Source organism: Bradyrhizobium sp. USDA 3364 (genome assembly GCF_054056355.1).
Genome location: NZ_JBSRYG010000002.1, coordinates 7786773 through 7812164 on the forward strand (window position 1 = coordinate 7786773; position 25392 = coordinate 7812164).

The 25392-nt window shown below is 60.3% G+C and carries 31 protein-coding genes and 2 pseudogenes; 13 read left to right on the plus strand and 20 right to left on the minus strand.

The window, feature by feature from the left end:
- Positions 1-451: 451 nt before the first annotated feature.
- The 3 genes from ACVILL_RS36810 to ACVILL_RS36820 form a co-directional block, all read right to left on the minus strand.
- On the minus strand, positions 452-655 hold the full coding sequence (locus ACVILL_RS36810) for a DUF3606 domain-containing protein (protein WP_456733502.1): 204 nt from the start codon (positions 653-655) through the stop codon (positions 452-454).
- A 157-nt stretch (positions 656-812) separates the two neighbouring features.
- The gene (locus tag ACVILL_RS36815; RefSeq protein WP_456733503.1) at positions 813-1883 is read right to left on the minus strand and encodes an ROK family protein; all 1071 of its coding nucleotides are present in this window, start codon (positions 1881-1883) and stop codon (positions 813-815) included.
- A 65-nt stretch (positions 1884-1948) separates the two neighbouring features.
- The gene (locus ACVILL_RS36820) at positions 1949-2137 is read right to left on the minus strand and encodes a hypothetical protein (protein WP_429021847.1); all 189 of its coding nucleotides are present in this window, start codon (positions 2135-2137) and stop codon (positions 1949-1951) included.
- A gap of 88 nt (positions 2138-2225) precedes the next feature.
- Here ACVILL_RS36820 and ACVILL_RS36825 point away from each other — a divergent pair, with 88 nt between their 5' ends.
- Positions 2226-2735, plus strand: coding sequence for a YciE/YciF ferroxidase family protein (locus ACVILL_RS36825; protein ID WP_456733504.1), 510 nt, complete (start codon positions 2226-2228; stop codon positions 2733-2735).
- Positions 2736-2754: 19 nt separating this feature from the next.
- Here ACVILL_RS36825 and ACVILL_RS36830 read toward each other — a convergent pair whose 3' ends face one another.
- The 4 genes from ACVILL_RS36830 to ACVILL_RS36845 form a co-directional block, all read right to left on the minus strand.
- On the minus strand, positions 2755-3231 hold the full coding sequence (locus ACVILL_RS36830) for a DUF3147 family protein (RefSeq protein ID WP_456733505.1): 477 nt from the start codon (positions 3229-3231) through the stop codon (positions 2755-2757).
- Positions 3228-3575 (minus strand): DUF3147 family protein, encoded by a 348-nt coding sequence (locus tag ACVILL_RS36835; RefSeq protein ID WP_456734446.1) that lies wholly within the window; start codon positions 3573-3575, stop codon positions 3228-3230. Before ACVILL_RS36835 ends, ACVILL_RS36830 begins: the two co-directional genes overlap by 4 nt.
- A 354-nt stretch (positions 3576-3929) precedes the next feature.
- Positions 3930-4544, minus strand: coding sequence for a phosphatase PAP2 family protein (locus ACVILL_RS36840; RefSeq protein WP_456733506.1), 615 nt, complete (start codon positions 4542-4544; stop codon positions 3930-3932).
- Positions 4545-5017: 473 nt separating this feature from the next.
- Entirely contained in the window at positions 5018-5227 is a 210-nt protein-coding gene (locus ACVILL_RS36845) for a hypothetical protein (RefSeq protein ID WP_456733507.1), read from the minus strand.
- A gap of 511 nt (positions 5228-5738) precedes the next feature.
- On the opposite strand from ACVILL_RS36845, the gene ACVILL_RS36850 reads away from it, so the two are divergent.
- From ACVILL_RS36850 to ACVILL_RS36860, 3 genes are all read left to right on the plus strand, one after another.
- Positions 5739-7115, plus strand: a complete 1377-nt coding sequence (locus ACVILL_RS36850; RefSeq protein ID WP_456733508.1) for a TAXI family TRAP transporter solute-binding subunit — start codon at positions 5739-5741, stop codon at positions 7113-7115.
- Between the two features lie 945 nt (positions 7116-8060).
- A complete protein-coding gene (locus tag ACVILL_RS36855) occupies positions 8061-8294 on the plus strand; it encodes a hypothetical protein (RefSeq protein WP_456733509.1) in 234 nt (77 codons plus the stop codon).
- A gap of 101 nt (positions 8295-8395) precedes the next feature.
- Positions 8396-8785, plus strand: a complete 390-nt coding sequence (locus ACVILL_RS36860) for a PRC-barrel domain-containing protein (protein ID WP_456733510.1) — start codon at positions 8396-8398, stop codon at positions 8783-8785.
- Positions 8786-8864: 79 nt separating this feature from the next.
- On the opposite strand, the gene ACVILL_RS36865 is transcribed toward ACVILL_RS36860, so the two are convergent.
- The 4 genes from ACVILL_RS36865 to ACVILL_RS36880 form a co-directional block, all read right to left on the minus strand.
- Positions 8865-9818, minus strand: coding sequence for a cation diffusion facilitator family transporter (locus ACVILL_RS36865; protein ID WP_456733511.1), 954 nt, complete (start codon positions 9816-9818; stop codon positions 8865-8867).
- Positions 9819-9885: 67 nt separating this feature from the next.
- The gene (locus ACVILL_RS36870) at positions 9886-10956 is read right to left on the minus strand and encodes a flavodoxin family protein (protein ID WP_456733512.1); all 1071 of its coding nucleotides are present in this window, start codon (positions 10954-10956) and stop codon (positions 9886-9888) included.
- A 1107-nt stretch (positions 10957-12063) separates the two neighbouring features.
- On the minus strand, positions 12064-12363 hold the full coding sequence (locus tag ACVILL_RS36875; protein WP_456733513.1) for a hypothetical protein: 300 nt from the start codon (positions 12361-12363) through the stop codon (positions 12064-12066).
- 170 nt (positions 12364-12533) lie between these two features.
- Positions 12534-12902, minus strand: a complete 369-nt coding sequence (locus tag ACVILL_RS36880; RefSeq protein WP_456733514.1) for a nuclear transport factor 2 family protein — start codon at positions 12900-12902, stop codon at positions 12534-12536.
- Positions 12903-13277: 375 nt separating this feature from the next.
- Between ACVILL_RS36880 and ACVILL_RS36885 the strand changes: the two genes are divergently transcribed.
- Together ACVILL_RS36885 and ACVILL_RS36890 are read left to right on the plus strand one after the other, a co-directional pair.
- Positions 13278-14081 (plus strand): hypothetical protein, encoded by an 804-nt coding sequence (locus ACVILL_RS36885; protein ID WP_456733515.1) that lies wholly within the window; start codon positions 13278-13280, stop codon positions 14079-14081.
- Positions 14074-14793 (plus strand): metallophosphoesterase family protein, encoded by a 720-nt coding sequence (locus tag ACVILL_RS36890; protein WP_456733516.1) that lies wholly within the window; start codon positions 14074-14076, stop codon positions 14791-14793. Before ACVILL_RS36885 ends, ACVILL_RS36890 begins: the two co-directional genes overlap by 8 nt.
- A 105-nt stretch (positions 14794-14898) precedes the next feature.
- Here ACVILL_RS36890 and ACVILL_RS36895 read toward each other — a convergent pair.
- Positions 14899-15003, minus strand: a pseudogene (locus ACVILL_RS36895) (hypothetical protein); the annotation flags it as partial.
- Between the two features lie 26 nt (positions 15004-15029).
- On the opposite strand from ACVILL_RS36895, the gene ACVILL_RS36900 reads away from it, so the two are divergent.
- The gene (locus tag ACVILL_RS36900; RefSeq protein ID WP_456733517.1) at positions 15030-15290 is read left to right on the plus strand and encodes a hypothetical protein; all 261 of its coding nucleotides are present in this window, start codon (positions 15030-15032) and stop codon (positions 15288-15290) included.
- A gap of 23 nt (positions 15291-15313) precedes the next feature.
- Here ACVILL_RS36900 and ACVILL_RS36905 read toward each other — a convergent pair whose 3' ends face one another.
- The 3 genes from ACVILL_RS36905 to ACVILL_RS36915 form a co-directional block, all read right to left on the minus strand.
- Positions 15314-15556 (minus strand): DUF6894 family protein, encoded by a 243-nt coding sequence (locus ACVILL_RS36905; RefSeq protein WP_456733518.1) that lies wholly within the window; start codon positions 15554-15556, stop codon positions 15314-15316.
- 354 nt (positions 15557-15910) lie between these two features.
- A complete protein-coding gene (locus ACVILL_RS36910) occupies positions 15911-16339 on the minus strand; it encodes a hypothetical protein (RefSeq protein WP_456733519.1) in 429 nt (142 codons plus the stop codon).
- Positions 16340-16350: 11 nt separating this feature from the next.
- Positions 16351-16647, minus strand: a complete 297-nt coding sequence (locus ACVILL_RS36915; protein WP_456733520.1) for a hypothetical protein — start codon at positions 16645-16647, stop codon at positions 16351-16353.
- Between the two features lie 66 nt (positions 16648-16713).
- Between ACVILL_RS36915 and tnpA the strand changes: the two genes are divergently transcribed.
- The 3 genes from tnpA to tnpC are packed head-to-tail and all read left to right on the plus strand — an operon-like array spanning position 16714 to position 19159.
- Positions 16714-17115, plus strand: a complete 402-nt coding sequence (tnpA, locus tag ACVILL_RS36920) for an IS66-like element accessory protein TnpA (protein ID WP_166205105.1) — start codon at positions 16714-16716, stop codon at positions 17113-17115.
- On the plus strand, positions 17112-17459 hold the full coding sequence (gene tnpB, locus ACVILL_RS36925) for an IS66 family insertion sequence element accessory protein TnpB (protein ID WP_165124204.1): 348 nt from the start codon (positions 17112-17114) through the stop codon (positions 17457-17459). Before tnpA ends, tnpB begins: the two co-directional genes overlap by 4 nt.
- 47 nt (positions 17460-17506) lie before the next feature.
- Positions 17507-19159, plus strand: coding sequence for an IS66 family transposase (tnpC, locus tag ACVILL_RS36930; protein WP_456728131.1), 1653 nt, complete (start codon positions 17507-17509; stop codon positions 19157-19159).
- Positions 19160-19359: 200 nt separating this feature from the next.
- Here tnpC and ACVILL_RS36935 read toward each other — a convergent pair whose 3' ends face one another.
- Complete coding sequence (locus ACVILL_RS36935; protein WP_456733521.1) at positions 19360-19815, minus strand: Hsp20 family protein; 456 nt, start codon at positions 19813-19815, stop codon at positions 19360-19362.
- 565 nt (positions 19816-20380) lie between these two features.
- Positions 20381-20665 (minus strand): hypothetical protein, encoded by a 285-nt coding sequence (locus ACVILL_RS36940; RefSeq protein WP_456733522.1) that lies wholly within the window; start codon positions 20663-20665, stop codon positions 20381-20383.
- Positions 20666-20699: 34 nt separating this feature from the next.
- Between ACVILL_RS36940 and ACVILL_RS36945 the strand changes: the two genes are divergently transcribed.
- Positions 20700-20927 carry a hypothetical protein gene (locus tag ACVILL_RS36945; RefSeq protein ID WP_456733523.1) on the plus strand — a complete coding sequence of 76 codons (228 nt, stop codon included), beginning with the start codon at positions 20700-20702 and terminating at the stop codon, positions 20925-20927.
- 373 nt (positions 20928-21300) lie between these two features.
- Here the strand turns inward: ACVILL_RS36945 and ACVILL_RS36950 are convergent, their stop codons facing one another.
- From ACVILL_RS36950 to ACVILL_RS36960, 3 genes and pseudogenes are all read right to left on the minus strand, one after another.
- Positions 21301-21714 carry an integrase arm-type DNA-binding domain-containing protein gene (locus ACVILL_RS36950; RefSeq protein WP_456733524.1) on the minus strand — a complete coding sequence of 138 codons (414 nt, stop codon included), beginning with the start codon at positions 21712-21714 and terminating at the stop codon, positions 21301-21303.
- A 231-nt stretch (positions 21715-21945) separates the two neighbouring features.
- Positions 21946-22364 (minus strand): annotated as a pseudogene (locus ACVILL_RS36955) (ATP-binding protein); the annotation flags it as partial.
- Positions 22365-22466: 102 nt separating this feature from the next.
- The gene (locus ACVILL_RS36960; protein WP_456733525.1) at positions 22467-22709 is read right to left on the minus strand and encodes a helix-turn-helix domain-containing protein; all 243 of its coding nucleotides are present in this window, start codon (positions 22707-22709) and stop codon (positions 22467-22469) included.
- Between the two features lie 89 nt (positions 22710-22798).
- Here ACVILL_RS36960 and ACVILL_RS36965 point away from each other — a divergent pair, with 89 nt between their 5' ends.
- Both ACVILL_RS36965 and ACVILL_RS36970 read left to right on the plus strand, forming a co-directional pair.
- Positions 22799-23311 carry a hypothetical protein gene (locus tag ACVILL_RS36965; protein ID WP_456733526.1) on the plus strand — a complete coding sequence of 171 codons (513 nt, stop codon included), beginning with the start codon at positions 22799-22801 and terminating at the stop codon, positions 23309-23311.
- 176 nt (positions 23312-23487) lie between these two features.
- Positions 23488-24756: a hypothetical protein gene (locus tag ACVILL_RS36970; protein WP_456733527.1), complete on the plus strand. Its 1269-nt coding sequence runs from the start codon at positions 23488-23490 to the stop codon at positions 24754-24756.
- The last annotated feature ends 636 nt before the right edge of the window (positions 24757-25392 follow it).

Genomic DNA, 25392 nt, shown 5'->3' on the forward strand with positions numbered 1-25392 from the left:
CAGTATCCCTTCAAGACCACGTTGCACGCTGCGAGCAATGCCTAGTCTCGCGGCGCTCAAAGGTTCACGAACACGCCTTCGGGGCGCCGCAAAGAACGCCAAATCACGGCTCGTCGAATTAATGGCCGAAGAACAACCACAGCAGGATGATCACAGGAATCGGCACGCCCAAAAGCCAAAGCAAGACTCCTCGTCCCATTTTCGTTTCCTCTTCACATTTCATGGAAAAGGACAACCCTTGTTACCGCGTCCGTGTTCCTAACCTGCTGCAGGTCGCTGATCGCTTTCACATCAGTGAGGAGCAACAGTCGTGTACGTAGTGTCGGCGGGAATCTGCGCTTCGTACTGCTTAGCTTTTTCCAGGAGTGCATCGCGAACTGGACCATCCGGTAAAAGCGCGGCTTGATGGCGTGCCTCTCTCGCGCATTGCGCGGCTTTACTTGCCAGCTCCTCAGTCTCGCGATCCATCATCATCCCTCCACTCGATTCCGAGCTCCTTACGTACGACGGCCGCCGAATTGCCGACCTTATCAACGGCCTGTCGAAGCTCTTCCTCAGACACGCCGAGGGCGTGCGTCCAGTATTTAACTTCAATGGCTCGATCGATATTGATATGCGAACGGTCGGGTTGCTCCTTCTTGGTCAGATTGCCCACGACGGCTCCTCCTAGTGAAGAAACGACAGCAAACTCGCGATGTTCCTATCATCGCGCTGGCGCTTCCCAAGGACTTGGGCAATGCGTGGTCGGAAAGCGATCAGCCGAAGGCAATGGGTCCGATGCTGCGTGCCGTACTGATGGAAGCTGGGGTGGTTTACCGCCCAACTTTGCCGTTGCGGTTGGTGAAGCGAGCATTGCCGAGACCGGTGCCGATCGTCAGAACGCCCCAGCGCTTCACGTACTGCATGAAAGGCACCTCGGACAATCCCTGCACGACGCCGTCATTGTGCATGACGATGGTGGTATCGTGATCGCGGATTTGCGGGATTGCCTCAACCAGGCTGGCAGGCAGGTTGAACTTGCTGCTCTCCCAGTTGCCGGGCAAATTCTGCGCACCTTTCTCGATCGAGCCGTCGCTCTTGATGACGCCGGGACAGCCGATGCCGATGAACGGCGCAAGTTTGAGCCCTTCTTTGTCCGCCTCGGTAACCAGGTCCTTGAGCATCTTGGTCAGGCGTTTGACTGCCCCGTCGCGGCTCGGGTCGTCGTCGGCATGACGCCAGAACTCGGACTTCCAAACAGCGGCCTTGGAGAAGTCCGAGGACTTTTTTCGGCGCGTTTCCACGACACCGCAGCGGATGTTCTTTCCGCCGATGTCGACGGCCAGAATCGAGTCGTGGCCATCGAATATCCAGGACGGAGCAAGGTGCAACGCGCCGATCAGCCCCGCCTCATCCGGATGATGGCGAATCGGATTCATTTCGATTTTGAAGTCCTCCGACTTGAGGATGATGTCGGTGCGGGCGATCGCGAGCTCACCGAGTCGGCTGTCGCGGAAGCCACCACCCAGGACGATTCGTTCGGTCTTCTCCCACGCCTTCGATTTCAGGAACCGTCGGGTCACGTGCGCGAGCTCGTGGGCGAAATCTTCAACAACGCTATGCACGACTGCGGACACTTCGGTGTCGTCGCCGACCAGTATGGCGTCGAGCACCTTCTTGCTGATGCTCTCGGAAGGCTCCTTCCCGAACGGGTCCTCACCCGTCTTGCGCAGCGGCTTCCGCCACTTGTCCAGGATCGCCCGGAAGGCGCCCTGGCTGGCGCGGTCCCCAATAAATCCCTCCTCATCCTTTAGCTCAATGTTGAAGCTGTCGATCTCCACCAACGGCAGGTGCGAGGCTCCGTGGCCAGCGATTCCGGTGGGGCCGATCGTTTCGTCTGTCATCCTGAACCTCGAACAAGTCACTCGTGCCGGCCCGCATTAACACGCGCCGCCAAATCCTCAGTTCCTCAGCCGGGCTTCGCCGGGTGCAATGTGCGCGGGTGACGATCGTGCAGCAGGCGCGCAAGGTTCTCGCGCTCCGTCTCACGCCCCTTCATGGCCAGCTCGAAAATGGCCTCCTGGATGTCGCGCGGCATACTGCCCCACACGTCCATCGCGGCCTTTCCAAGCAACTCGGCGAAGTGGTCATGCGTCATTTCGGCGTTCCCTATCGGAGGAATAGAGAGGAACGGCGGCCGGCAGGCGGCGTTCCAATGCCATCATTTGCGAAAGGAGAGGATGATAATGGGTATCTTCACCAAAGACATCAAATCGATGGAGGACCTGCTGATCCACGGTCTGGAGGACATCTACTACGCGGAGCAGCAGATCCTCAAATCGTTGCCCAAAATGATCGACAAGGCCACCAACCGGGATCTCGCAACGGGCCTGAAGAACCATCTCGAAGAGACCAAAAACCAGGTCGAGCGGCTCGACAAGGTTTTCGCCAAACTCGGCAAGCAGCCAAGCGGCGCGAAGTGCCCGGCAATCGACGGTATCATCGAAGAGGCGGACGAGACCGCCGCCGAGATCGAAGACAAGGCCGTGCTGGATGCCGCGCTTGTTGCGGCCGCGCAGGCCGTGGAGCACTATGAAATATGCCGGTACGGGACGCTGATCGCATGGGCCGAGCAGCTGGACCACGAGGAGATCGTGCGCTTTCTCACGACCAACCTGAACGAGGAGAAAGCCGCAAACACTAAGCTGAACACGGTGGCGCTGCGCAAGGGCGTCAATGCCAAGGCATCGGCTTGAGGCGGTCACCCGAACCGTCCTAGCGGCTCCGCGGAACCGCGGGGGCGGCGGTTCGTCCTGCTCGACGCGCGAAGCGCACCCTGCGCCGGACGAACCAGGCCGCAACCGAGACCAGCAGCCACGCCAGCGACGCTCCGATGAACGCGCCAGCCACGCTCCTTTCGACCGCCATCCAGAATGCGGCCGCAAACGTCAGCATGCCGAGCGCACCGAGGGTGGCGCCCGCCGCATCGAGCGCAGCCGCACCCTGCCCGCGCCGCTCGCCGTCAAAGCCTGCCTCCCGCTTGTGGCGGACTTCGTGCTTCTCAATTAGCGTGGCGCTGGCGCAAAAGATGGCGGGAAGCGCGAGAAAGAGGCCGCCCATAGGGGCACCGTAGCGGCTGCTGATGAAACCGGTGAACACCGTCGCGGCGCCGCCGAGCACGAAGCGGATCAGATATTCGTACCAACGGCCCTGCTTCAGCGAGGAGGTCGATAAGCGGATCGGCGTCGTCACGTCTGTGCTCCGGCGAGGCCCCACAGGCCGAAGGCCGCGGACAACCAGACAACGAGCGACAGAGCTGTGGCGGGCAGCGCCCGCATGCGCGCGCGGACGAGAAGGTGGCAGACCACGACGCTGTAGACCGCCAGCGCAATCGCGCCCGCCATCATCGAGAGACTTTGCGAGCCGGCATGGGCGGCGCCATGCTGATAGATCGCGATTCCGAGGGTCGCAAGCGCGACGGATGGCGCGGCCCCGAACAGCCCGGCGAAGCTCTTCGGTCGCAGCACGTCTCCAAGCATCGCAAAGGCCGATACAACGGCGCCGCCGACGAGGAATCGCACCACGTATTCGGTCATCTTGGTTGCTTCCAGAGTTTCTCCAGAGCCCCCCGTCCCGCAGACCGGATCATTCTTGCGCGGTCGCGGCACGTTCGGAATGGTCTTCAGAGCCCGCGGGTGATCTTCGACGGTTCTGCATTCATTGTACACTCCGGCCGACGGGTATGCGCCGGCGACGAAGAAGTCATCATCTGCCGACAGGCATCGGTGGCCCGTGCCGGCCGGCAGGACAGCGACGCCGGCCTTCATAGTGAAAATCCGGACCCTTGTTGCCGCCAAAGCGGAAGCGCCCTCTTCCGCGCGCGATCCCGAGCACCTCATGGATCCCAGAGTCTCAGGCCGGTGGCGCGCTCCACGTATCCCTTCAGGTCTTCAGGAATTGGCATGCTTGTCCTCGTTCGAAGCTTCGGCCGGATAGCCGGTCCATAGGCGCATGAACCGCTCTAGAATTGCTCCCAACGCGAATCCTGCGAGGACGTCGCTCGCCCAATGGACCAAGACGACTAGGCGCGTCAGCGAAAGTCCGATCGCGAATGCTCGGATCGCTCTCCGTGATCGGGTAGGCAAGCTGCCTGCCCCCGACGCCAGCGCGCCCATGTGCAGCGCGTGGCCGGACGGAAAGGCGTTGTCGCGCTTGCCGGACAACGGAACTCCGCGCAGGTGGCTGAGCACCATGACTCGATCGGGGCGCCTTTGGTCGAACAGCGACTTCATGAGGTACGGTAAAAGGGAAGCAGCGACCGTGACGAGCAGCGCATGATCTCCCGCCCGACGCTGGGCTGCGCTGCCACGGCGAGAGACGAGCCATCCGACCGCGACCAGAAACAGAAGCACTTTTTCGTCGCCGCCCCAGGTCAGGCCCCGGGCGATCATTTCAGGAACTGGTTTGGTATTGCGGGCAATGAGGTCTGCGACCGCGATGTCTGTCCCGGTCGGCCTGACGGTGATCGGAAAGCGGCTGCTTCGACTTCTGGTTACGGTACGCATCGCCTAGGAACTAAAGTAGATACCTTCCAACGCGTCACGGCGGCATCGGTTCATCTATGATGCCTTCCGACGGCTGGATTCGCTGCCCATCAACCTCCTCGGTCGCATACCGCCTCCTTAATCGTCAGCTACCCGAGGAGGAAAACCAATGGCGATCACTTGTGTTGGATTCGATCGGCGACATCTGTCCGGAAATGTCCGCTCGATGCCGACTAAGCGGCTTCAACGCCGGCGCCGCGCGCGACTGGCGCGTCCCGGCAGGCCGCTCCATGCCTGAGCGATGCGAAGCCATCGTTGGCGCTCCGGGCCGCCGGTGGCAACGGCATGCTTCATTGCCGTCTTGGTCTTGCGCTGCGGGTCGTACTCTTCTGCATCCAACGAAACGTGCCGGCGAGTAAATATTCAGCGGAAAGACATTGAGCATTAATCCGGTCGACCCGTTAAGCCGCCCGGCCTTGCGAATGCGAACTCTCTCAAGTGCTGGGCTTCCGTGCGGCTTCGCGGTTCGACGCAGCTTCGCGAGCTAGTCGCTCCGCCTTCAGGCGCTCGCGGTTTGCGTGGAATGCCCGTTGTTCCCGTTCGTGATCCGGCAAGGCTTTCTTGGCGTCCGCATCTCTGAAAACCTTGCGAGCTTCGCGTTCCGCCGCAGTTGTTGTCCTCGATTCGGATGTGTGATCGCGCATTTGCTCCCTCCGTTCGGGCACAAACGGTCCGAGCGCCAAAAATGCGCGTCAGGACCGCCAACCTAGTGGTAGGTTTTCCTCCGGTTGGGGCTTTGGGGTGTGGCCGGAGGCAGAGATTCGACGCCCGACAAACCTGTTGGTTCCATTCCGTCGAGCGCCTAATTGCTTCATTAGCCGCTTCCTCGGCAATCCCGAGGTCTTTCGACATCGTCTGCGTCTTCGAATCCGTTCGCCGACTTCTTCAATAGGTCTACGGCACAAGCCACTGCGCTCATTCTAGCAGAGGAGTGCCTCCCGTGGCCCCCCGGGGCAAGTCGCCGCCAAACCCATCCGAAAGCCTCACGATCTTCGCCGCCGGCCGCGGCTTCAAGACGAAGATGGATAGGCCAGCCAGTCGCATTTTCGCGCCGCCAGATGAACATGAACCAAGGCGTCCGCCACGACGTTATTCTCGCATAAGCACAGTAGCTGGGAAGCAGGAAGCGTCTTGGATCTCCGACTGGCAGCGGGAATGTCCTCGTCAGGCGATACAAATAAAATCAGTGACGCGGCTCGCCGATGGCGGAGAAGGAGCAACTCGCTGCTGCTGGTCTTGGCCCTTGGATTTCTTGTTTTTGGCGCCGCTGCGGGTGCATTGTACTATGCGTTGCGGCCGGAAGTTCTCCGGATTGCGGTCGGACCGCCGGGAAGCAACGATCACAAAGTAATTCAGGCGATGGCCGATGCTTTCGCCAGCGAAAGCAGAACTGTCAGGTTGTCTCCGATCGCAGCTGACGGAGCAGTCGAAGCCCTCGCTCTGCTTGGTGCTGGCAAGGTCGACCTTGCGGTCGGCCGAGGAGACCTGGAGATGCCGGCCGACGCGCAGACCGTTGCTACGGTGCGCAAGAACTTCGTTGTGCTCTGGTCGCCTTCCGGACCTGCGGGCCAGAGTCCCAAGAGAAGGCACCCACCGAAAGTCAAGGAGATCGCCGACCTCGCAGGGCACCGCGTCGGTGTGATCGGCCGGACTTCGGCGAACGCCGCATTGCTGCGGGTCGTCCTGAGGGCATCGGGCGTTGAGGCAGACAAAGTCGCGATTTCGCACTTTGGCACGGACCGCATCGAGGAGCTGGCACGCGAGCCGACCGTCGATGCGTTCATGGCGGTCGGTCCGCTCGACAGCAAAATCACGTCCGATGCCATCGCCGCAACGGCCCGGGCGCGAGGCGAGCCGAAGTTTCTCCCGATCGACGCTTCCGAGGCCATCGCCTTGAAGCACCCGCGTTATGAATCCGAGGAAATTCCGCCCAGCGTCTTCAATGCAGATCCGGCCTGGCCGGATGACAAAGTTGAGACGGTCAGCGTCAGCCACCTGATCGTGGCGCGAAAGACTTTATCTGAAGCGATCGTGGCGGCCTTTTTCCGGCAACTATTCACTGTTCGTCAAGCGATTGCAAGGCAAGTGCCTGGTGCTGCACACATCACCAAGCCGGACACCGAGAAAGATGCTGAGCTGCCGGTACATCGGGGAGCGGCGGCCGTCATCGACGGCAACGAACGCACCTTCCTCGACAGGTATGGCGATTACTTCTGGTTCGCGCTCCTGCTTCTCTCAGGCATAGGTTCGGCCGGCGCTTGGTTGCGGCGCTATTTGAATCGGGACGAAAGGAAGGAAAATGCCGGCGATCGCAATAGAATCCTGACGATGGTCTCGAGCGCGCGGGCCGCGGAATCAAATCAGGAACTGCTGGCTCTGCAGCAAGAGGCTGATGCCATCATCAGTGAAACCCTCGAATGCTACGATGATGGCACGATCGAGGAGGCTGAACTCGTGTCCTTTGGCCTTGTGCTCGAATTGTTGAGGCATGCCATCGTGGAGAGGCGAGCCGAGCTGCAAGGTGCACCCTGAAACCAGTTCGCGGGAGGGCGTTAGGCTCAGCCTCACGCCGCGAGGATGACCCGGCTAGGCAAAAACTGACACCGCGATTGGCATTGGCGTAATCAACGTCGCAATCGTAAGAGCCCAAGGGCAAGACAGCACCGCCGTTATACCCGCGACGCCTCGGCGACTATGGCAGACCTTGTGAGCCAGGCCTCAACCACGCGACCACCCGCTCGGTGTCACAATAAAGCTTTGGAGGGCCGCTCTCTGCCCAAAGGAGCCAGTTGGACGATGCGCATGGGGGCGATCCTTAGCTCCGCAAAATTGATCGCAGGACAAGCACGATCGCCGCGGACATAAGATACGAAATGGCGAGCAATGTCTGGTTCGGCCCTGCACTACTGACCGCTACGCGCCGGACCAGATCTTCAACTCGCCTCAGCACTGGTCGTCGGGGAGTCGCTCGAGATAAGCTAAGCCAAGACATGCGAGCTCCTCGGCATCGCCTTCCCTTTTCCCTTGAAGATGACGTTCGAGCAGGCATCGGCGGTCGTCCGCAGAATCAACTCCGTCGTGGGTTGCCAAGTAGACAGACCACGCCGTATCTACTGCCTCTCGTAATGGGGACTTTTCGACCATCCTCAAGCTCCGATGAGGAAAACATCATGCGGTGGCAACTCAGCCCGTCGGCGAAAGTTTCCGCTTTTTCCCGAATGCTCCGAAGGTCGAATAGAACAGCCGCTGCTCGGCTCGGCAACGTCGCGATGACGTTCGGGCTGACGCTCGCTGTTGCCTGGTGACCGTTAGATCGCGCAACTGACACGAACTTATGCCGCTGCGCGTTCAGGCCTCGCAGCGCCCGGGCGCGCCGCCTTTTGCAGGGTCTGCGTCGCCTGCCGGTTCATATCTAGGAACCTTTGCCATTTTTTTCCGTTCCACCTCCGCCGATTGGTACGGCTATTGGAGGAGTACATGAACGTTAAAGCGATTATCGCGGCATCGTTGCTTGCCGCTTTCATCACGCCGACACTTGCGGCGGACGAATTCTATGTCGTGCAGGACGTGAAGACGAAGAAATGCACGATCGTCGACAAGAAGCCGGTTGACGCAACGACCACTGTCGTGAGTCCGTCGGGGACTGTCTACAAGACGCACTCCGAGGCCGAGACCGGCATGAAGAGTGTGAAGGTCTGCAGCTCCAACTGAGTTACATACCAGTGATCATTCTCTGGCCATGCCGGCAACCGCCATCGTGGGCGGTCGCATCTACTTGATCGGCATCTGCACTAAAGATGAGGAGTCTTCTCATGATGAAGTTTGCTATCGGCTGCATTATGGCTGCGGCGTTTGCCTCCGCCGTGCATGCGGCCAACACTATGCCCTCCGCTCCGACGGAGAGCTGGACTATAAGCAACTATTACAAGCAGAACGTCTATGACCCGAAGGAATCCAAGATCGGGACGATCGACGACGTGCTTGTCGACAAGTCCGGCAAGGTGACCGGCCTGGTCGTCGGCGTCGGCGGCTTTCTCGGCGCCGGTGAGAAGGATGTGATCGTGCCGTACACGGCGGTCAAATCCCAAAAGAAGGACGACAAATGGTGGCTCACGCTCGACGAGACCAAGGACAGCCTAAAGGCTGCGCCAGGTTTCAAATACGATCGGGCGAGCACGACCTGGAAGCCCGAAAGCAAGTAGCACTGAAAGCCCCTCTCCTCGCTGACGAGGAGACGGGCGTCGGCTGGAGCTTCCGCGTCCGTTTCTCCGAGACGAAGCTTTAGGCCCTCGCCGTCCGACGCCTCGCCCGAACGGCATGATACCTCGCGCTGGTCTGGGGCTTGATGAACAAAGCCGCGACGCTCGGATGCTGTCTGCGGATCTCATTTTCGATCGAGACGACGCAATGCTCGATATCGTTGGCACGCTTGTCGTCCGCGAACTCGACGCTCAGCGCCGCGACAACCTCGGCCGGCGACAATTGCATGGTCAGGAGCCCGTTGGCCCGAAGCACGCCGGGTGACTGTCGCGCGATGTCGAGGATGGAACGCGACAGCTCGGAATGGGCTGGCTCACCGATCAGTAAGCTCTTGCTCTCCCTGGCGAGCCCGATGGACGCGATCCCGAGCAAAATCCCGATCAGGATCGAGCCGACGCCGTCCCAAACCGGCTGTGCCAGCAGCACCGCCGCCGCAGTCGTGGCAGCCGCAATCACGATGCCGATCAGCGCGGCGCTGTCTTCCAGCAGCACCATGAAGGCAGGAGGGTCCTTGCTGCGGACGAAGGCCTCGTACCAGCCGAACTGCGCATGCTCCGACCGGAAGCGGCGCAGAGCAAGAAGCCACGAGGCGGCTTCGAAAAGGAACGACAGTCCGAGCACGACGAAGCTGACAATGGGGTCCTCGATCGGCTCGGGCGCGGTGACGTGGAAGACACCCTGATAAAGCGAGACGCCGGCGCCGAGCGCGAAAATCAGCAGCGCGACGATGAAGCTCCAGAAATATAGCTCGCGCCCATAGCCGAGCGGGTGGGATTCATCGGGCGGACGGCTCGCGCGATGGTAACCATAGAGCAGCAGCACCTCATTGGTGCTATCGACCACGGAATGCACGGCCTCGCTCATCATCGCCGAGCTTCCCGTCCAGGCTGCGGCTCCGATCTTGGTAGCCGCGACGAGAACGTTGCCGGCAAGCGCGGCATAGACGATTGTCTTCGATGATCCTTCCGTCGCCATGTTTATCCGAATCTTCGCATCGTCGGAACAATCCGCGGCTGACGCAAATCAATCGGTCCGGAAGCCCTCATTTCGGAACCGGATCAGATATCCCCGCCCCGGGATCCTCAAGCCGCCCATGTCGGGCCAGTTTCACGGCACGGCCTAACGCGCGCGCAGTGTTCAGCACCTCCTGCTGAAATTTGCTGTCTTCATCCAGCTCGCGATGCGACAGGGCATATTGCTCCATGTAGCCGACATACCCGTCCAGCTCGCCGTAGCGGCCCGCCGAGATCAAGTGCATGTCGGTCAACCAATCGGATAGGGTTCGGCGCACGCCCTCGGCGCCGACGCTGTCGCCGTGAACGATCAGGCCGAAATGCCGGCCGGCGAGATGGCGCGGATACGACCAGCCCTTCAGTTCGAGGACCTTGGCTTCAGCGGCTTTCTTGCCGTGAGTCGAGGTCGGATCCGGATTGCCGCCGTCGGCGCAGACCAGGCGATCCATCATCGCCTTGAGCCCGCCAGGCACGTGATACCAGTTCACTGGCGTCACCATCAGGATGCCATGGGCTGCGACCCAGAGTGGATAGATCTCGTTCATCCAGTCATCCGTCTGGCCGAGCGAGTAGTTCGGATAGCAGCTGCAGGGCCAGTGGCACAGCGGCATGGCAGTGGCGACGCAGGACTTGCAGGGATGGATGTTCTTGCCGAACTCCGACGCGAGCCGGGACAGATCGAGAATGTCCACGGCAAGTCCCATCTCGACGAAAATAGGTTCGGCAAGCTTGACCATGCGCCAGCTCTTGGACATCTCGCCGGGACACGTGTGCTCGCTGCGGGCCGAGCCGTTGACGATCAGGATTCGCGGCACCGCCCCGGCATCGTCGTGGCGCCGCTGCGCTTCGGTGACGGCCGCGCGCGCGGCGAGCCAGTCCACAGCGAGATCGTAATCGGGATCGGCGAAGCCCACGCCAGCCTTCCGTGTCAACGGCGATTTGCGCGAGTGGCTATACGCATCCCAGGCTGCGCCCACGATGGCATCGAGCTGGTGCTGGAACTGCGCGAAAGCGGGATCGACGAATTGGCTCCTGTAGCGACGCTCGAACTCTTCACGCGGCAGCTTGACGGGCGGCATCCCCTTGCGGACATCCATCATGCTGTCTCCTTGATACATCGGTGCAATCTGACCAACCGAGGTTCTCGCCTCCAGTTCCTGAACGGGCGATGGCGCTTCGTGGAATCCGACACCAAGATAGGAACTCGCACCGGACTGAACCGTTACCCGCCGCCGCAACCGGGACGCAGCCCACGAGGGATGGAATATCTACTATGACGACGTCTGTGTCGGCTCGATTGGGATGCGCACTGGCGTGCCGGAGCACGTCGATCGGCGGGTTAGAAATGCGGGTTCTATCCGGGCTGCGATCCTGGACAGTCCGTCAGCGGCTCAGCTGACACTTTTCGAGAATGGCCTAGCAGCGTTTGAAAGCACATGGGTGCTGTCAACACGAACCGAGGCGGACTTTCAGGCCTGGCGTGATCAGGAACAGTGCGTCTGATTCGGGCCCCCAGCCAGCCACTATGTGCCCCCCGGACTGCTAGAGGAAAGCCCGACGCCAAGCGGGTTGGTGGCCTCCAGTTGGGGCCGTTTTGTGTTTCCGCTATTCTCGCGCGTCTTAAGGAAAAAGGCCCCAGCGGAGTGCACAAGCTGAGGCCAAAGTCCCCGTCCATAAGGCGTGGATCGTCATCCGATCAGAAGCCAGGTCAAACTGATGACGAACGCGACAAACGACGCCCCGGCAAAGCCGAGGAAGGTGTAGTCCACCGCGTCCAGGTGGCGATCTGATCTGAACATGTATGCAATCTGTGCCGATACTGGCGCGACTGCATTTACGTAGGTCAGTCAGGACGGGTGTCCTACCTGAGCTTCTCACCAACGGGACGACCCCGGCGCCGCGGGCCTAAGACGGAGGGCGTCGGAGCCATCCCATACTAGCGCTCATACTTAGAGCGCAATCATATTGTATTGGAACGGTCGGGTGATGGTCCATCTGGAGTTACCCGCTTTGACACGCGTCCCAGTCCCCTGCAGTGCCACCAAACGAGAACGGCCCCAGCGCCGGGGGCAATGGGGACGGCGCCGGGGCGGTCTGGCCCCACATCAAACAACGCGCGAAACATAAAAAGAGCCCCGCAGTACGTTGGGATTGGGGACGAGCGCTCGGGGCCGAAGTCGTCTTCCACCCGCCCAACACTGTCCAAGCTACCTTATTCCGTCGGGAACCAAAACGGCCTCAGCGGGGGGCCCGCCGGGGCCGTCATTTGCTGGAGTCGTCGCGAGCTTCGCATGCTCATGCCATTCGGTGGCATCAAGGAGTCCGACTATGGTCGAGAACTCGCAGAATTCGGCATTCGAGTTTTGCAACATCAAGACGGTCTTGGTTGAGCCGCTGTAGATGAGCCGCAGGTCATGCATCCCCGAGCGATCTTGACCATTGATGAGGTCATTCGATTGCTGGAAGAAATCAGCGCGATGCCCGAGCAAACGGGTCCGCTGGCCCATCGCCGTGGTTCGCAGATGGCGCTTTGGCGTCGTTCGTGGTCGATCGACACTGGCACAAGATCAGTGAGCGCAGCACCGATAAAGCATCGACGAGTCAGCCTGGCCAACAGTAACAATTCCCGCCCGCAGACCGGAGTTCGCGGGTCATCTACCGGCAGCGGATCGCTGCGTCAGGCGGCCAACGCGTCACCTTTGCTGACCAGCGGACCGCAGGTCGTATGAGCGATCTTTCCCGCAGAGTTGAAACGGAAGCGCATCCGAAAGGTCTGCCCACCGCAAGCGCGGTACTCGAGACAAACGCCGCTCGTTTCCGGCACGACTGCCTTGATCTCGAAGGCGCCAGGATCCTGATCGAGCAGCTTCAGCGTCCAGTACGCGCGCAACGCACACCGTCCTTCGAACCGGCCGCCTTCGCCGCAGTCCACCGTGGCATCGTCATCGTACAGTTCGAGCAGGTCCGGCAGGCGCCCATGTCTGCAAGCGTCCAGCCAATCGACGACGATCGCTACAGCATCGAAAGCCTCTGATGTGTTTGACATCACCGACCTCATTCTGCCAACGCCCCATCCGCAGGCTAAGGATGAGAGCATGAACTTAGCCTGAACCGCATTAGGGCGGTCGGCACCTGTAGCGCGGCCTTCTCGCGTCGCCCAACGTCAGCCTCCAACACGCCGGCGAACCGGTTAAGTGGCTTCATTCACTCGCGCCAACGAAGCCAAAAACTCAGGCTGAGTATTTCGGAGGCATCTCTAAGCCGCGCAGAAATGTTTCCATTCCGGTCAAGATTCGGGTCGACATGGCGGGGGTGAGTGCGAAGGGCGGCGGACGGGAACTCTAGGGCGCCTCGCCCGGGAGGAACTTCCATTCTTGGCATCGATTGACGAGTCGTCGGCCAAGAGACTGGAAGAGAGATCGTGCGCGTCGGAGGTCCCCACATTCCAAGGCTGTCTTCGGAGCCATCGGAGGATAGCAAGAAGGACAGGCTAGTTCGTCGAGCGCAGGCGGAGCGGTTCTACAGGGAAATTCTCGCGGAACTGCTTGACGCCAAGCTTCCGTTCCTGGTTGGGGGCGGGTACGCCGTTAATACCTACACTGGCGCACGAATACCGACGAAGGACCTGGACATCTTCACGACCAGGGCTGAATTGCAACGACTGCTCGCTCACCTGAATCGCGGTGGTCGCCGAGTGTCAATCGCCGACGATCAGTGGCTCGGAAAGATCCACTACGGCGAGTACTTTGTGGATGTCATCTTCGGATCGAGCAACGGCATCGTTCCGGTCCAGGAAGGATGGTTTCACCACGCTCGCGAAGCTCAAGTACTGGGGCTTGGCGTACTGGTTATCGATCCTACCGAGCTCATCTGGTCGAAGGCTTTTATCCAAAAGCGATTTCGCCATGATGGCTCGGATATCGCGAACATCATATTGAAGCAGAGTAGCCAAATCGATTGGCAACGCCTCATGGTCTATTTCGATGCTCATTGGGAAGTGCTGCTCTCTCATCTGCTGATCTTCCGATGGATCTACCCGAGTGAGCGGAATGCCATTCCGTCATGGCTGCTCGACGAGCTTCTCGAACGACTGAATCGACAGCGCGAACTTCCGCCAACAGCAGCCAGGATGTGCCGCGGTCGATTGTTGTCGCGCTCCGATTACCAGAGCGCTGTCGAAGTGTGGGGATTTTTGGACGCCAAAGGCAAATGCGACGATGACTAATGACGCATCATTCACATTCGCGAGCATGGGCGACCTTCATGTGAAGGATGGCCAGCCGGGCTCGCTTCGCGAAGTATTCCGCCAAATCTCAAAGAGCGCTGGGGCACTGGTTCTTTGCGGCGATCTTACCGATACCGGGACTCCGAGTCAGGCGCGCCTTCTGGCGGAGGAACTGCGTGCATGCACCGTCCCGGTGATCGGCGTTCTCGGAAACCACGACTACGAGTCGGGGCATGTCGACGAGGTGAAGCAGATTCTTTGCGATGCGGGCCTACGCCTGCTGGACGGGCAGGCGACCGAAGTAAATGGTGTGGCATTTGTGGGAGTAAAGGGCTTCGCGGGCGGGTTCGGACCGCGCATGCTCAGTTCATTCGGAGAACCCGCGATCAAGACGTTCGTTGCTGAAGCAGTGAACGAAGCGATGCGACTCGAAAATATCATGCGCACCGTGAACAGTCAGCGTGCAGTTGTCGTCCTGCATTACGCGCCGATCGTTGAAACTGTCGAAGGCGAACCGCTGGAGATCTATCCGTTTCTCGGATGCTCGCGCCTTGCGGAGACCATTGACCGCTTTAGAGTGAGCGCGGTGGTGCATGGCCATGCACACCGCGGCAAGTATGAGGGGCGCACCCCGGCTGGAGCGCGCGTGTACAATGTCGCCGTGCACGTACAGAAGCCTGATTGCTTGCCTTATGCCATGATTACGGTCTAGCTGTTGGCTTTGCGGAGGCTGTTGCACCCAACCACGGGCCGGTGGCGGGTCTGGGGGCTCAGCCCGAAGCTCGCGGAAGCTGCGGTTCGGGTACCACTCCTTTAGTCCCCACGTTCCGCGCCCAACACGCACCACGTCCCCGACCTCGGCCATGCGCCGGGTGAGCACTGAACCAATGGTATTAGCTGGCTCTTTGGAGTTCATGTGAAGGCCGCCCGTTTTGAACGGGAGAGGATTTGGTTGGAGGTATCAAGCTCCACTTTCCTAAAACCGAACCCATGGACCAAGAACAGGCAAACCTTGTCTCCGCCATGATGAACGCCTTCTGCAAAGATCACTTATGGAAAGACGGGATGCCACAACCTGCGTATTGCATGGTGATCGACCTCGCCAGCGGCAAGGTCTACCCCGGCATCAAATCGATCAAGCAGAGGTTGAAGGAGGTCGAAAGCGCTTGCTCACAGATCGCCTCGCTTTGGCCCGGGGTCACGCAATAAGGTCGGGCAGTCCGGCCGTCGCCTCAATTCTTCCGGCTGATCTCAAAGGAAAAGCGCACGACCATCACAGGCCCGTCGTCGTCGCGGACCGCGATTTCCATTTGGTCACTCCCGTTTCCATGGACGGTGGATACCGCATCCCGAGCCATGCCTCCCAAGGATAGCGCGGCTTCGCTCTGCGCCGCTTCCAAATCCCGCAGGTCTAAGCCTTCCTCATCAACGGCAGTGCCGGTACTGTCTTTCAGGTCGAAGTAGTATCGAGGCATCGGACGCTCATGTCATTTCCGATACCCCAAAGCAAACCGCCAGCATGCGTTCCTAGTGGCCCGCTTATGGCGAGTAGCCTTGTCCTAAAAGACCAGTCCCAGCGCCCCGGGGAAGGTTCGCGCTGGGACTGATACAAGCGAGTGCGCGTCCGGAGGGCAATTAGAGGGCAGGACGCGCCTCCGCTGTCCTCTCCTCTGCATTCATAATTTTCCCGATCTGGAGTCGTTCCCGTGTAATGGCCTGTTTTGTTCTGGCGAATTGGCTCCGCACGCCAGAAAGTTCCTGCGGTGAAACACCGTATTTCCACGGAATACAAATCGTCTGTGGAAAACTCTAGTCTCTTCTTGCCGGGGCTAGATTTCATCACGAACTGATACGCAAACCGGCAAGGGGCCGCGCGTGAAGCGGCCCCTTTCGATTCCAGTCAGTGGCCTGTTTCGTTCTGTTGAGTGGCCTATTTCGGCCAGTACCCATCCGCGCACTATGCCGGCTGGTGTCGTGCCCGGCATGTTGAACGCGATCGGAAAGGTAGCATCGGCGAGGCGTTGCAAGGCTGCCCGCTCCTCCGCGAGACGCTTGCCGACGTACTGGCGCTCGACATCCGACAAGTTTGTTTGCAGCAGGCGGTCATACCGGCGGATATTGCTTTGATGCGTGCGCATACGGGCCATATTCTTGTCGATGATCATCCGGGAGCCATCTCCAAGCGACTGTTCGAGCTTCGTTGCCCAGCGACGTTCAATCTTATCGACCACATGGTTGGGCAGGTTGATCCGATCCATAAACACCTCCTCTAAGCCGCTAGCGCTCTGTCCGTCGAGCAAAGCGGATTTGGCTTGCCGCCCGGTGGGTGACGTGGAGGATCATCGAGAGTGCACAGAGCTTCCAGGATAACGTCGATCGATACGGGGGCCCTTAGTCCCTCGGGTGCGCGTAGTGAGGGGCACGACGCGATAGCTGCCGCATCGGAAGCCCAAGACGCCAGAATGGCCTTCTTCTCGGCGACGGAGAGCGAAGGATGCGCCAAGACGTCATTGGGGTGATCGAAAGTTGTGCCGGGATGCAATAGAGCATTGAGGTATCCCTCCATTGAGGGCCGCCTTGTTTGACGGACGCGAGCGCTGCAGGTCCTAGGGGTAATCCTAGGAGAAGCGCTATGACGATTTCGCGGGCAGAGGTGATCACATCGGTCGAGCGGCGGCGTCGGTGGTCACAGGATGAGAAGGAACGGCTAGTTGCAGCATCGTTCGAGCCCGGAGCCACTGTTTCCGAGGTGGCTCGCATGGCCGGCCTTCATGTGAGCCAGCTGTTCAGGTGGCGCAAAGAGCTTTGCAAGCACGGTGAAACGAGTGTAGCGCCGTTGGTGCCGGTCGAGATTGGGCCGTCTGTGCCGCCGCGGGATGTGGCCGAAGCGCCATTGACGACGGCGCCGGCGCGTCGACGGAGGAGCCAGGGCATCATCGAGATTGATCTCGGTAGCGGACACCGCATCCGGGTCGACGGTGACGTTGATGGAGACGCGCTGCGGCGAGTTCTCGATGCCCTGGTGCGCCGATGATCCCGGTTCCGACAGGCGCGCGAGTGTGGCTCGCGACAGGCTACACGGATATGCGCAGAGGCTTTCCGTCGTTGGCACTCCAAGTGCAGGAGGTGTTGCGCAAAGACCCGCTCAGCGGTCATCTGTTCGTCTTCCGCGGTCGCCGCAGCGATCTTGTGAAGATGATCTGGCACGATGGCCAGGGAGCATGCTTGTTTACCAAAAGACTCGAGAGAGGAAGGTTCATCTGGCCATCGGTTGCCGGTGAATCGGTAACGATCTCTCCGGCGCAATTGAGCTATCTGTTGTCCGGGATCGATTGGCGCAACCCTCAAGAAACCCAGCGTCCGACGCGGGTCGGTTAGTCGTTTTGCAGGTTTGAATCTGCTGCTTGATCTGATTCAATGGCTTCGTGATATCAAAGCCGGACGATCTTCCATCGGACCTTGTCAGTGCCCTGGCGGCGCTGCAGGCCGAGCGTGAGGCGCGGCTGCGAGCTGAGGCGATGGCTGCCAGCGCGCAGGCGGAGCTGTCGAACAACGAGGCGCTGGTCGCGCATCTCGAGCTGCGGATCGAGAAGCTCAAACGCGAACTGTACGGGCAGCGCTCCGAGCGCACGGCGCGGCTGCTCGAGCAGTTGGAACTGGAGCTCGAAGACCTCGTCGCCACGGCGAGCGAGGATGAGCTTGCGGCGCAGGCCGCAGCGGCGAAGACGCAGAACGTCCGCCCCTTCACGCGCAAGCGGCCGGTGCGCAAGCCTTGGCCGGACGACATCGAACACGAGCGCGTCGTCATTGACGCTCCGACGAGCTGCGCCTGCTGCGGCGGATCGCGGCTGGCGAAGGTCGGCGAGGATGTGACCAAGACGCTGGAGGAGATCCCGCGTCGCTTCAAGGTCATCGAGACAGTGCGCGAGAAGTTCACCTGCCGCGATTGCGAGAAGATCAGCCAGCCGCCTGCGCCGTTCCATGCCACGCCGCGCGGCTTCATCGGCCCACAATTGCTGGCGACGATCCTGTTCGACAAGTTCGGCATGCATATCCCGCTCAACCGCCAGAGTGCGCGCTTTAAGGCCGAGAGGATCGATTTGCCGCTGTCGACGCTGGCCGACCAGGTCGGCCACGGGACCTTCGCCGTCATGCCACTCTTCCACTTGATCGAACGCCATGTGCTCGCTGCTGAGCGCCTTCATGGCGATGACACCACCATCCGTATCCTGGCGAAGGGCAAGTGCACGACCGGGCGGATCTGGACTTATGTGCGGGATGACCGGCCCTTTGCCGGGCCTGCGCCGCCGGCGGCGGTCTATTACGCCTCGAGCGACCGACGAGGCGAGCATCCGCAGAAGCATCTGGCCGCCTTCGCCGGCATCCTGCAAGCCGATTGCTACAACGGCTTCGAGCCGCTGTTCGACCCGCAGAAGAAGGTGCTGCCGATTACGCCGGCGTTTTGCTTCGCCCATGCGCGGCGGGGCTTCTTCGAGCTGGCTGACATCGAGAAGAATGCCCGGGAAGGCAAGAGAGGTAAACCGGTCTCTCCGATCGCGCTGGAGGCGGTCAGGCGCCTGGATGTGTTGTTCGAGATCGAGCGCGCCATTAACGGCTGCGGCGCCGAAGAGCGGCGCGCCGTGCGCCAGGAAAAGAGCAAGCCGCTCCTCGGGGACATGCACGCCTGGTTGCTGCGTGAGCGCGAAACCCTCTCTCGCTCCTCCGAGGTCCTGAAGCCTATGAATTACATGCTCAGGCGCTGGGACGACTTCGCCCGCTTCCTCGACGATGGCAGGATCTGCTTGACCAACAATTGTGCTGAGCGCGCATTGAGAGGCATCGCCTTGGGAAGGCGCAACTGGACCTTCGCCGGCAGCCAGCGTGGTGCCGACCGTGCCGCCATCATGCTGACGATGATCACGACCTGTCGTCTCAACGACGTCGATCCGAAAGCCTGGCTCGCCAACGTCCTCGCCCGTATCGCCGATCTTCCCGCATCGCGTCTGCACGAATTGCTGCCCTGGGAATGGAAGCTCCTGCGCCAAGCCGACAAGCCCGCCGATCAGCAGGCCGCCTGACCTTCACGCAACGCCATCATAGAGCTCGCCGTACCCGCGCGCATGCGTCCATCACGCGGTCCTCGTCGTATGCGTACGCATTGAGATCGAAGACATTGGTATCAAGCGCGGTCGTCGGCCGCATGGTTGCCTCCATTCGTTAGACGAGTTGATCAGAACCTTGGTGCCGCGCGCCCGAAATTGGCGCGCGGCGTCAATTGCTAAGCCGCCTTGCCCTCAATCTGGCGCGGCCCTGTCCTCGCAGCGTCATTGATAGCAATTTGCCGCGGCTTCATCGCTTCGGGCACTTCGCGCGCCAATTCGATGCACAGCAGGCCGTTGTCGAAGGAAGCGCTTTTCACCTGCACGTAATCGGCCAAGCTGAACTGACGCTTGAAGTGCCGGGTCGATATTCCTCGATAGAGGTACTCGCGCTCAGCCTTTTCGACCTTGTTGCCTTCGATCGTCAGGACGTTTTGCTCTGCTGTGACCGAGATTTCGTTCGGGGAGAAGCCGGCGATCGCTAGGGCGATTTGATAGCGATCCTCGGCAAGCCGCTCGATGTTGTAGGGCGGATAGCTTTCCTCGCCGGCCCGCTGGACCGTCTCGGCCAGATCGAACAGGCGGTCAAAGCCGATCGTCGATCGGAAGAAGGGGGAGAAGTCATATGTGCGCATAGCCAAATCCTCCAAAGAGCAAGATGGATATGAACGGCACCGGACACGACCGGCGCCCGTCTCGCCCGGGCCCCCGAAGGAGCGCCCGGACGCCACCGTGGGTGGCGCCAAAAGAATTAGAAAAGTCCGAACTGGTTTCAAGACCTCTAGCGTGAAAAATTGTCGCAGCAGACGGGGTGCGGCCCGGGCTAGGCTGACCGGTTGTCGCCGCGCGGCGAACAACGTCTACGCGCGTAGGGATCGTGCCGTGTTGGAGCCCGGCCCAACTTCCGGACGCCCGGGGAATGCACCAGCGGCCAAATGGCGCGTTCTGCGCGTTCCAATTTCGGCAAGGAACGAAGTGCCTACCCGTTAATGCGCAAAGACAGAGAAGAGCATCGCGCCTGAGAGCACGACAAGCCAAACAATCGAAAGCCAAAAGAGGAAGGTTGTTCGGTCCATAAACACCCCGCTCTCGACAGCCCAACGTCTAAGCGACACCAAACGGCGTCGCAAGATGCGAAAACCCGGCCAGCGTGGCGCTGACCGGGCTGCTCAAGCCCCAAAGTTTGGGAACTTGCGTTGATCAGGCCGCGAGTCGCAGCTTCGGCACAATGTCCTTTGCAGGAGGCTCGCCAATGATCCTCCGCAACTCGGCTGCGACGCCATCCAGCACCGCGCGCTTCTGTTGCATCCCCTTGGACTGATTGTAGACGGTGGTCGTCACCCGGTTGATCCTCTCGCCGTCGTCCTTGGTCACCGCGTGGTCGAGGCATTTGGCAATCGCGGCCTCCGAGAAGCCAAGCTCGCCGGCCAGCGTCGCGGCGGTCCGGCGCAGGTCGTGCGGCGTGAATGGCTTCAAGCCCAGCAATTCGCACAGGCCCGGCGTCTTGGGACTTGTCGGGATGCTTCTCGTGCTTGGTGCCGCGCAGGGCCGTCGCCAGCGCGGTGCGGTGGATCGGCTGGCCGGGATAGACCGGACTGTCAAAGACGAATTGCTGATCGTCGCCCGCTATCGCCTCGCGGATGATCTCGACCGCGAGAGAGGACAGCGGCTGCTCGATGACCCAGCGCTTCTTGACCCGCTTGGCGGGAATGCGAAACTGCGGCATCTCGCCGTCGAGGCCAATTAGTTCGTCGCGATGGGCCGCGCGCAGTTCGGCCGTGCGCAGCATGGTGACCAACTCGAACTTGATCGCCAACCGGGTCCGCCGATCCCATGGCAGATCGTCGCGGTCGAGACCATGCCACAACGTCCTGATCTCGTCCTCGGACAGAACCCGCTTGCCGGCATGCTCCTTGGGCAGCTTGGGCAGGTTCGAGCAGGGCCGACAGCCTCTGGAACGTAACTGCGGCCCGGCTGCGCGGCCCAATTGTACAGGCCCGAGACCGCGCGGCGCATGTGGCGGGCATTGCTCTTGGACGGCTTGCCGAACTCGCCGTCGAGGATGTCGTCGGTGAGTTTCGCGATATCGTCCCGCGTCACGTCGCTGGCGATCTTGGCACTCAAGCTCGGCTTGACGAAGCGTCGCAGATGGCTAGCGACATTCTTCCAACTCTCGATCGGGACCGCTTTTCGCCGTCCTCCTTCACCTCATCCTGCTTCATCCAGTCGATGCGCGCCTCGATGATCTTCGCGACCGTCTTGCCATGCTTGCCCCTGGCCGCCTTGGTCTGGCGCATCTGCTCGACCAGCATGGCCGGGTCGAGCGCCTTCAAGGCATAGACCTTGCTGCGGGCATCGTCGGTGGCGAAGGTTTCAGGATTGTAGACGCCGAGCCGGACGGTGCGCTGTTTGCCAGCAGAAGGATCGGTGAACTTGAAGTAGAAGGTCGCGACGCCCGCCGGGATGATGCTGACGTAGAGGCCCGGGCATTTGCGGCGTAAATCTTGACGCGCTTGGCGACGCGCTTCTCGCACAGGCGATCGGTCAGGATGAGATTGCCATTGCGGCCGCGCTTGCCGGCAGGTTGGGTGGTCGTGGTAGTATCCATTTTAGGCTTCAGGCTCCTAAAGGGTTTGACCAATAGAGCCGGCCTTTGGGGCCGGGCCCTAGATTTGGCGAAACCCGCCGAAGCGCCCCGAAACAGGCTAATCGAAAAAGGCTTGTTTTAAAGGGCTTTTCTAGTTTCGGCGTGTATCACCGAATGCCAAAATAAAGCCCATCCGGGTCAGATGCTCGGCGAGCCGTCCTTGCCGTCCGTTGCGGGTCTCGGTCTCGAGGCGATTGACGAGATCGACTACGTTGAAGAAGCGGCCGCGGGCACCGGATTAGATGCAGCTTCTGGCGATGGCAATGGCCAGGTGGGTCTTGCCTGTGCCGGAGCCGCCAACCAGCACGACATTGCGTTGTTGGGCGATGAAGCCGCCGCCAGCGAGATCATGACGAGAGTCTGATTGATCGGCGTGCCGTCGAACTGGAAGTCGGCGATGTCCTTGGCAAGCGGCAGCTTGGCAATGGTCAGCTGGTACTTGATCGAGCGGGCCTGCTTCTCGTTGATCTCGACGTTAAGCAGGTCGCCGACAATGCGCTGAGGTTCGTGCTGGCGCTTCACGGCAGTTGGCACGATCGAGCTTGGGAGACACGAACCCACCAATACTATGGAACTCCTACATATTGGGGAGGAGCGTGGTTCACTAGGCAGCGCATCTTCATGAGGACACTCCAAACCCTAACGCTTCTTTTTTTCAAGTCTCACCCCAGCCCCTCCCCCGTTCTCCGGGATGAACTCGACGCCGGCCTTCTCGAGGGCGCCGACTAAGGCCGCGGCCGTACCTGGCCGCCCCCGAACAGGTCCATCAGTCGCTTCAAGGCGTGCAATTGTCGGCTCAGATATTCCCGAGGCTTGAGCCAAATCCCCCTGTGACCACGCCAATAGCGCGCGTGCGGCTTTCAACTGACGAACCGAAATCATTTTTGCCCCAATGATAGAATTTCTATTGATTTCCGATCTCAGACACGTTAATAGATTTTCTATCAAACAATCAATCCGTGAGCAACCCAATGCGCCTTGCCGGTGAACGGCGGAACTATGCCCGCTCGGCCCCCTCTGACCTTCGCGCCCTACGATCTCAAGGAGAACGTGAATGTCCGAAAGAAAAGAATGACCCAAGCTATATGTACCCGACTTACGACGCGACGATTGAACCTTCGCCACCAGAGTTATCTCGCTCGTCCTGCGGCTCACCCGTCGATGAAGCACGGGACCTAGTGCATCTCTGCGCCGAACCAAGGCTCGTCGGCGACAGCGTCAAGACGGCGATCCTACGCGCCTCGCGACGGCTGGGAATGTCCTTCAATCGAACGAAAGATATTTGGTATGGCGACGCAAGACGGATCGACGCTCGGGAAATGGACCGATTGCGGCGGATCGCAGAGCAAACGGAGATGACCAACGCCGTCGCGTGCATGGAGCTTGTCAGGAGAAGGATGCTGACATCACGCTCTGCGCCTTTCCGTGAAGTTGCCGCCGCTTTAGGCGCAGCTCTGCATGCCCTTGGCGGCGGCGCCAAATAACTACCCACCATGACAAGAACCGGGCCGCTGCAACCGCCGTGCAGCGCTGCAACCGCTCGCTGAGATCAAGGCGCAGCTGAAACGCCTGCTCGGGCGACCATGTGGCAAAGCATTGCAGCGATCTCTTGGGATTCGTTGGGCGCTTTCCTTCCGGACGCAGGAGCAACACAAACCAAATGAAACTCAATCCCAACACCAGCATCGCCGGGCTGCCAGTTAAGACAGCGCGCGATCTGATGCGCCACCTCAACGAATGCCGCCCCGACGCGGAGGCGGTCCTTGAATTCCTCAATACCGAGCATTGGCGCAGCTCGGTAGACGCTGCCCGCACGGTTAATCCGAGAATCCCCGCCAGCATTCGCACGCGAGACTATGACCGCAAGGAGGTGTGCAGAATCTGGGGCTTCAAGTTCAAGTCGATCAAGCCCGCCGAGGCGAAGCGCGTCTTCGCGGCGCTGCTCGCCGAGGGCTACCTCGAACCGAACGAACCGAAAAACAAGCTCGACAAAGCCAAATATCAGACCAGCATAAAGGGACGGCGGCTTGCGGCTGCGAACCTGACGAAACGCTTCGATCGCGCCAAGGCAGACAACGAGGTAGCTGCCCTGATCACACGGGCGAACGAGATCAACATGCGCGACGAGCTGGTGTTCTTCGTTCACAAGATCACCGCGTTCGGGTCGTACCTCACTGACAGCAACGATCTCGGCGACATCGACCTCGTGGTCGAAATCCAGCCGCGCCGCAATGACCATGTCGCTGAGTCGCAATATCGTGCGGACAATAGCGGCAAGACCTTGAATTTGCTGCCGCGCCTGAGCTACGGCTACTATGAGGTCCTACGGTTGCTGCGGGCGCGCAAATCGCGCCTGTCATTCAATGTGCGCTCGACGCTGCAACTCGACACCAAGTTCCGAGTGCTGTTCGAATGGCTGCCCGATGCCAACCGTCGCGCCGAGATGGAGGCGTTTGACTGGCGGCTGCACGAGCCGTTGCGACAGGTCAATGAATGGCTGAGTTCGAACCCCGGAATCAATGGCGATCCCGACGAAATCGCGCGCTGGTGTCAGGACGTTGGCGCCATACTGTCGGAATGCAAGGACTGGCGTCACCGGCTATTTCACCACTGGAAGAACAACGCCGCGCACAGCCTCCTGCCGTACTGGGGCGTAACAGCCTCGCAAGCAGCCGCCGAGATCGCGCACCGAATAGTGTGGGACAGGTACCGCGAAAGCGTCAGCGGCTACATCACCAGAGAATACAGGAGGCCACTGAATGTCCTGATCGAGGCGGAGATCTATTCGCATTTCGTACGCGGCACCGACGACATGGATGCAGCGATTCTGATCGCCAAACATTTCCGATGGAAATTGATCAAGCGGCGCAATGACTGGGTGTCACCACTTGAACAGCGCATCAGGGAAATGGACGGGCACGACGCATGACCATCACCAAACGCGCCACCATCATCAATGTCGACGCCAACCTATTCACCATGGCCGACCGTCTCGCCGAGGTCGAGCGCGACGGCGACAGGCTCTAGAATCTCGACGATGATAATTTCGATGATCACTGCTTCACAAGGCTGCGCATCTGTTTCACCGGTTACCACGGTGCGCGGGGCTTCCGCGCCAAATGCAAGGTCATCTCGGGAACCGCGATAACCGGGGCGCGTTCGAGCTCGCCGGGAAAGTCGACCGGCTCGACATCGACGTGCAGCGGCTATTCGCCGAGCGTATGGTTGACGGCTATCGACCCGTGTGCGGGTCAAGGCGCGTCATGAGGCTCGCGCGCGAGTTCGGCGCCGTCGCCGCGTATCGTCGCATATCACCAATGCAGAGGCCGCCTTCGGGCGGCCTTTTCTTTTTTGGGTGCCCGTCTGAAAGTTAATGTTCTTCAGAATTCGCCCATAAACCATTGATCCAACAATGATGTACCTAACGGGCACATCGTTTCACCAGTTTGGTGAAGGATTTCAGCGGTTTACATCCCTTCCGTTGCGCTATTCAGTCCCAATATTTTAAATATAAAATGTTCCTGGGATTGCTCAAAATGAACAGATTAGATGCACGCCAAACACT

Coding starts and splice junctions, on each gene's coding strand:
- ACVILL_RS36815 (WP_456733503.1), bottom strand. CDS start 1,883: ATGACAGACGAAACGATCGGCCCCACCGGAATCGCTGGCCACGGAGCC.
- ACVILL_RS36820 (WP_429021847.1), bottom strand. CDS start 2,137: ATGACGCATGACCACTTCGCCGAGTTGCTTGGAAAGGCCGCGATGGAC.
- ACVILL_RS36825 (WP_456733504.1), top strand. CDS start 2,226: ATGGGTATCTTCACCAAAGACATCAAATCGATGGAGGACCTGCTGATC.
- ACVILL_RS36835 (WP_456734446.1), bottom strand. CDS start 3,575: ATGACCGAATACGTGGTGCGATTCCTCGTCGGCGGCGCCGTTGTATCG.
- ACVILL_RS36840 (WP_456733506.1), bottom strand. CDS start 4,544: ATGCGTACCGTAACCAGAAGTCGAAGCAGCCGCTTTCCGATCACCGTC.
- ACVILL_RS36845 (WP_456733507.1), bottom strand. CDS start 5,227: ATGCGCGATCACACATCCGAATCGAGGACAACAACTGCGGCGGAACGC.
- ACVILL_RS36850 (WP_456733508.1), top strand. CDS start 5,739: ATGTCCTCGTCAGGCGATACAAATAAAATCAGTGACGCGGCTCGCCGA.
- ACVILL_RS36855 (WP_456733509.1), top strand. CDS start 8,061: ATGAACGTTAAAGCGATTATCGCGGCATCGTTGCTTGCCGCTTTCATC.
- ACVILL_RS36860 (WP_456733510.1), top strand. CDS start 8,396: ATGATGAAGTTTGCTATCGGCTGCATTATGGCTGCGGCGTTTGCCTCC.
- ACVILL_RS36865 (WP_456733511.1), bottom strand. CDS start 9,818: ATGGCGACGGAAGGATCATCGAAGACAATCGTCTATGCCGCGCTTGCC.
- ACVILL_RS36870 (WP_456733512.1), bottom strand. CDS start 10,956: ATGATGGATGTCCGCAAGGGGATGCCGCCCGTCAAGCTGCCGCGTGAA.
- ACVILL_RS36875 (WP_456733513.1), bottom strand. CDS start 12,363: ATGGGCCAGCGGACCCGTTTGCTCGGGCATCGCGCTGATTTCTTCCAG.
- ACVILL_RS36880 (WP_456733514.1), bottom strand. CDS start 12,902: ATGTCAAACACATCAGAGGCTTTCGATGCTGTAGCGATCGTCGTCGAT.
- ACVILL_RS36890 (WP_456733516.1), top strand. CDS start 14,074: ATGACTAATGACGCATCATTCACATTCGCGAGCATGGGCGACCTTCAT.
- ACVILL_RS36905 (WP_456733518.1), bottom strand. CDS start 15,556: ATGCCTCGATACTACTTCGACCTGAAAGACAGTACCGGCACTGCCGTT.
- ACVILL_RS36910 (WP_456733519.1), bottom strand. CDS start 16,339: ATGGATCGGATCAACCTGCCCAACCATGTGGTCGATAAGATTGAACGT.
- ACVILL_RS36915 (WP_456733520.1), bottom strand. CDS start 16,647: ATGGAGGGATACCTCAATGCTCTATTGCATCCCGGCACAACTTTCGAT.
- tnpA (WP_166205105.1), top strand. CDS start 16,714: ATGACGATTTCGCGGGCAGAGGTGATCACATCGGTCGAGCGGCGGCGT.
- tnpB (WP_165124204.1), top strand. CDS start 17,112: ATGATCCCGGTTCCGACAGGCGCGCGAGTGTGGCTCGCGACAGGCTAC.
- ACVILL_RS36935 (WP_456733521.1), bottom strand. CDS start 19,815: ATGCGCACATATGACTTCTCCCCCTTCTTCCGATCGACGATCGGCTTT.
- ACVILL_RS36945 (WP_456733523.1), top strand. CDS start 20,700: ATGCTTCTCGTGCTTGGTGCCGCGCAGGGCCGTCGCCAGCGCGGTGCG.
- ACVILL_RS36960 (WP_456733525.1), bottom strand. CDS start 22,709: ATGATTTCGGTTCGTCAGTTGAAAGCCGCACGCGCGCTATTGGCGTGG.
- ACVILL_RS36965 (WP_456733526.1), top strand. CDS start 22,799: ATGCGCCTTGCCGGTGAACGGCGGAACTATGCCCGCTCGGCCCCCTCT.
- ACVILL_RS36970 (WP_456733527.1), top strand. CDS start 23,488: ATGAAACTCAATCCCAACACCAGCATCGCCGGGCTGCCAGTTAAGACA.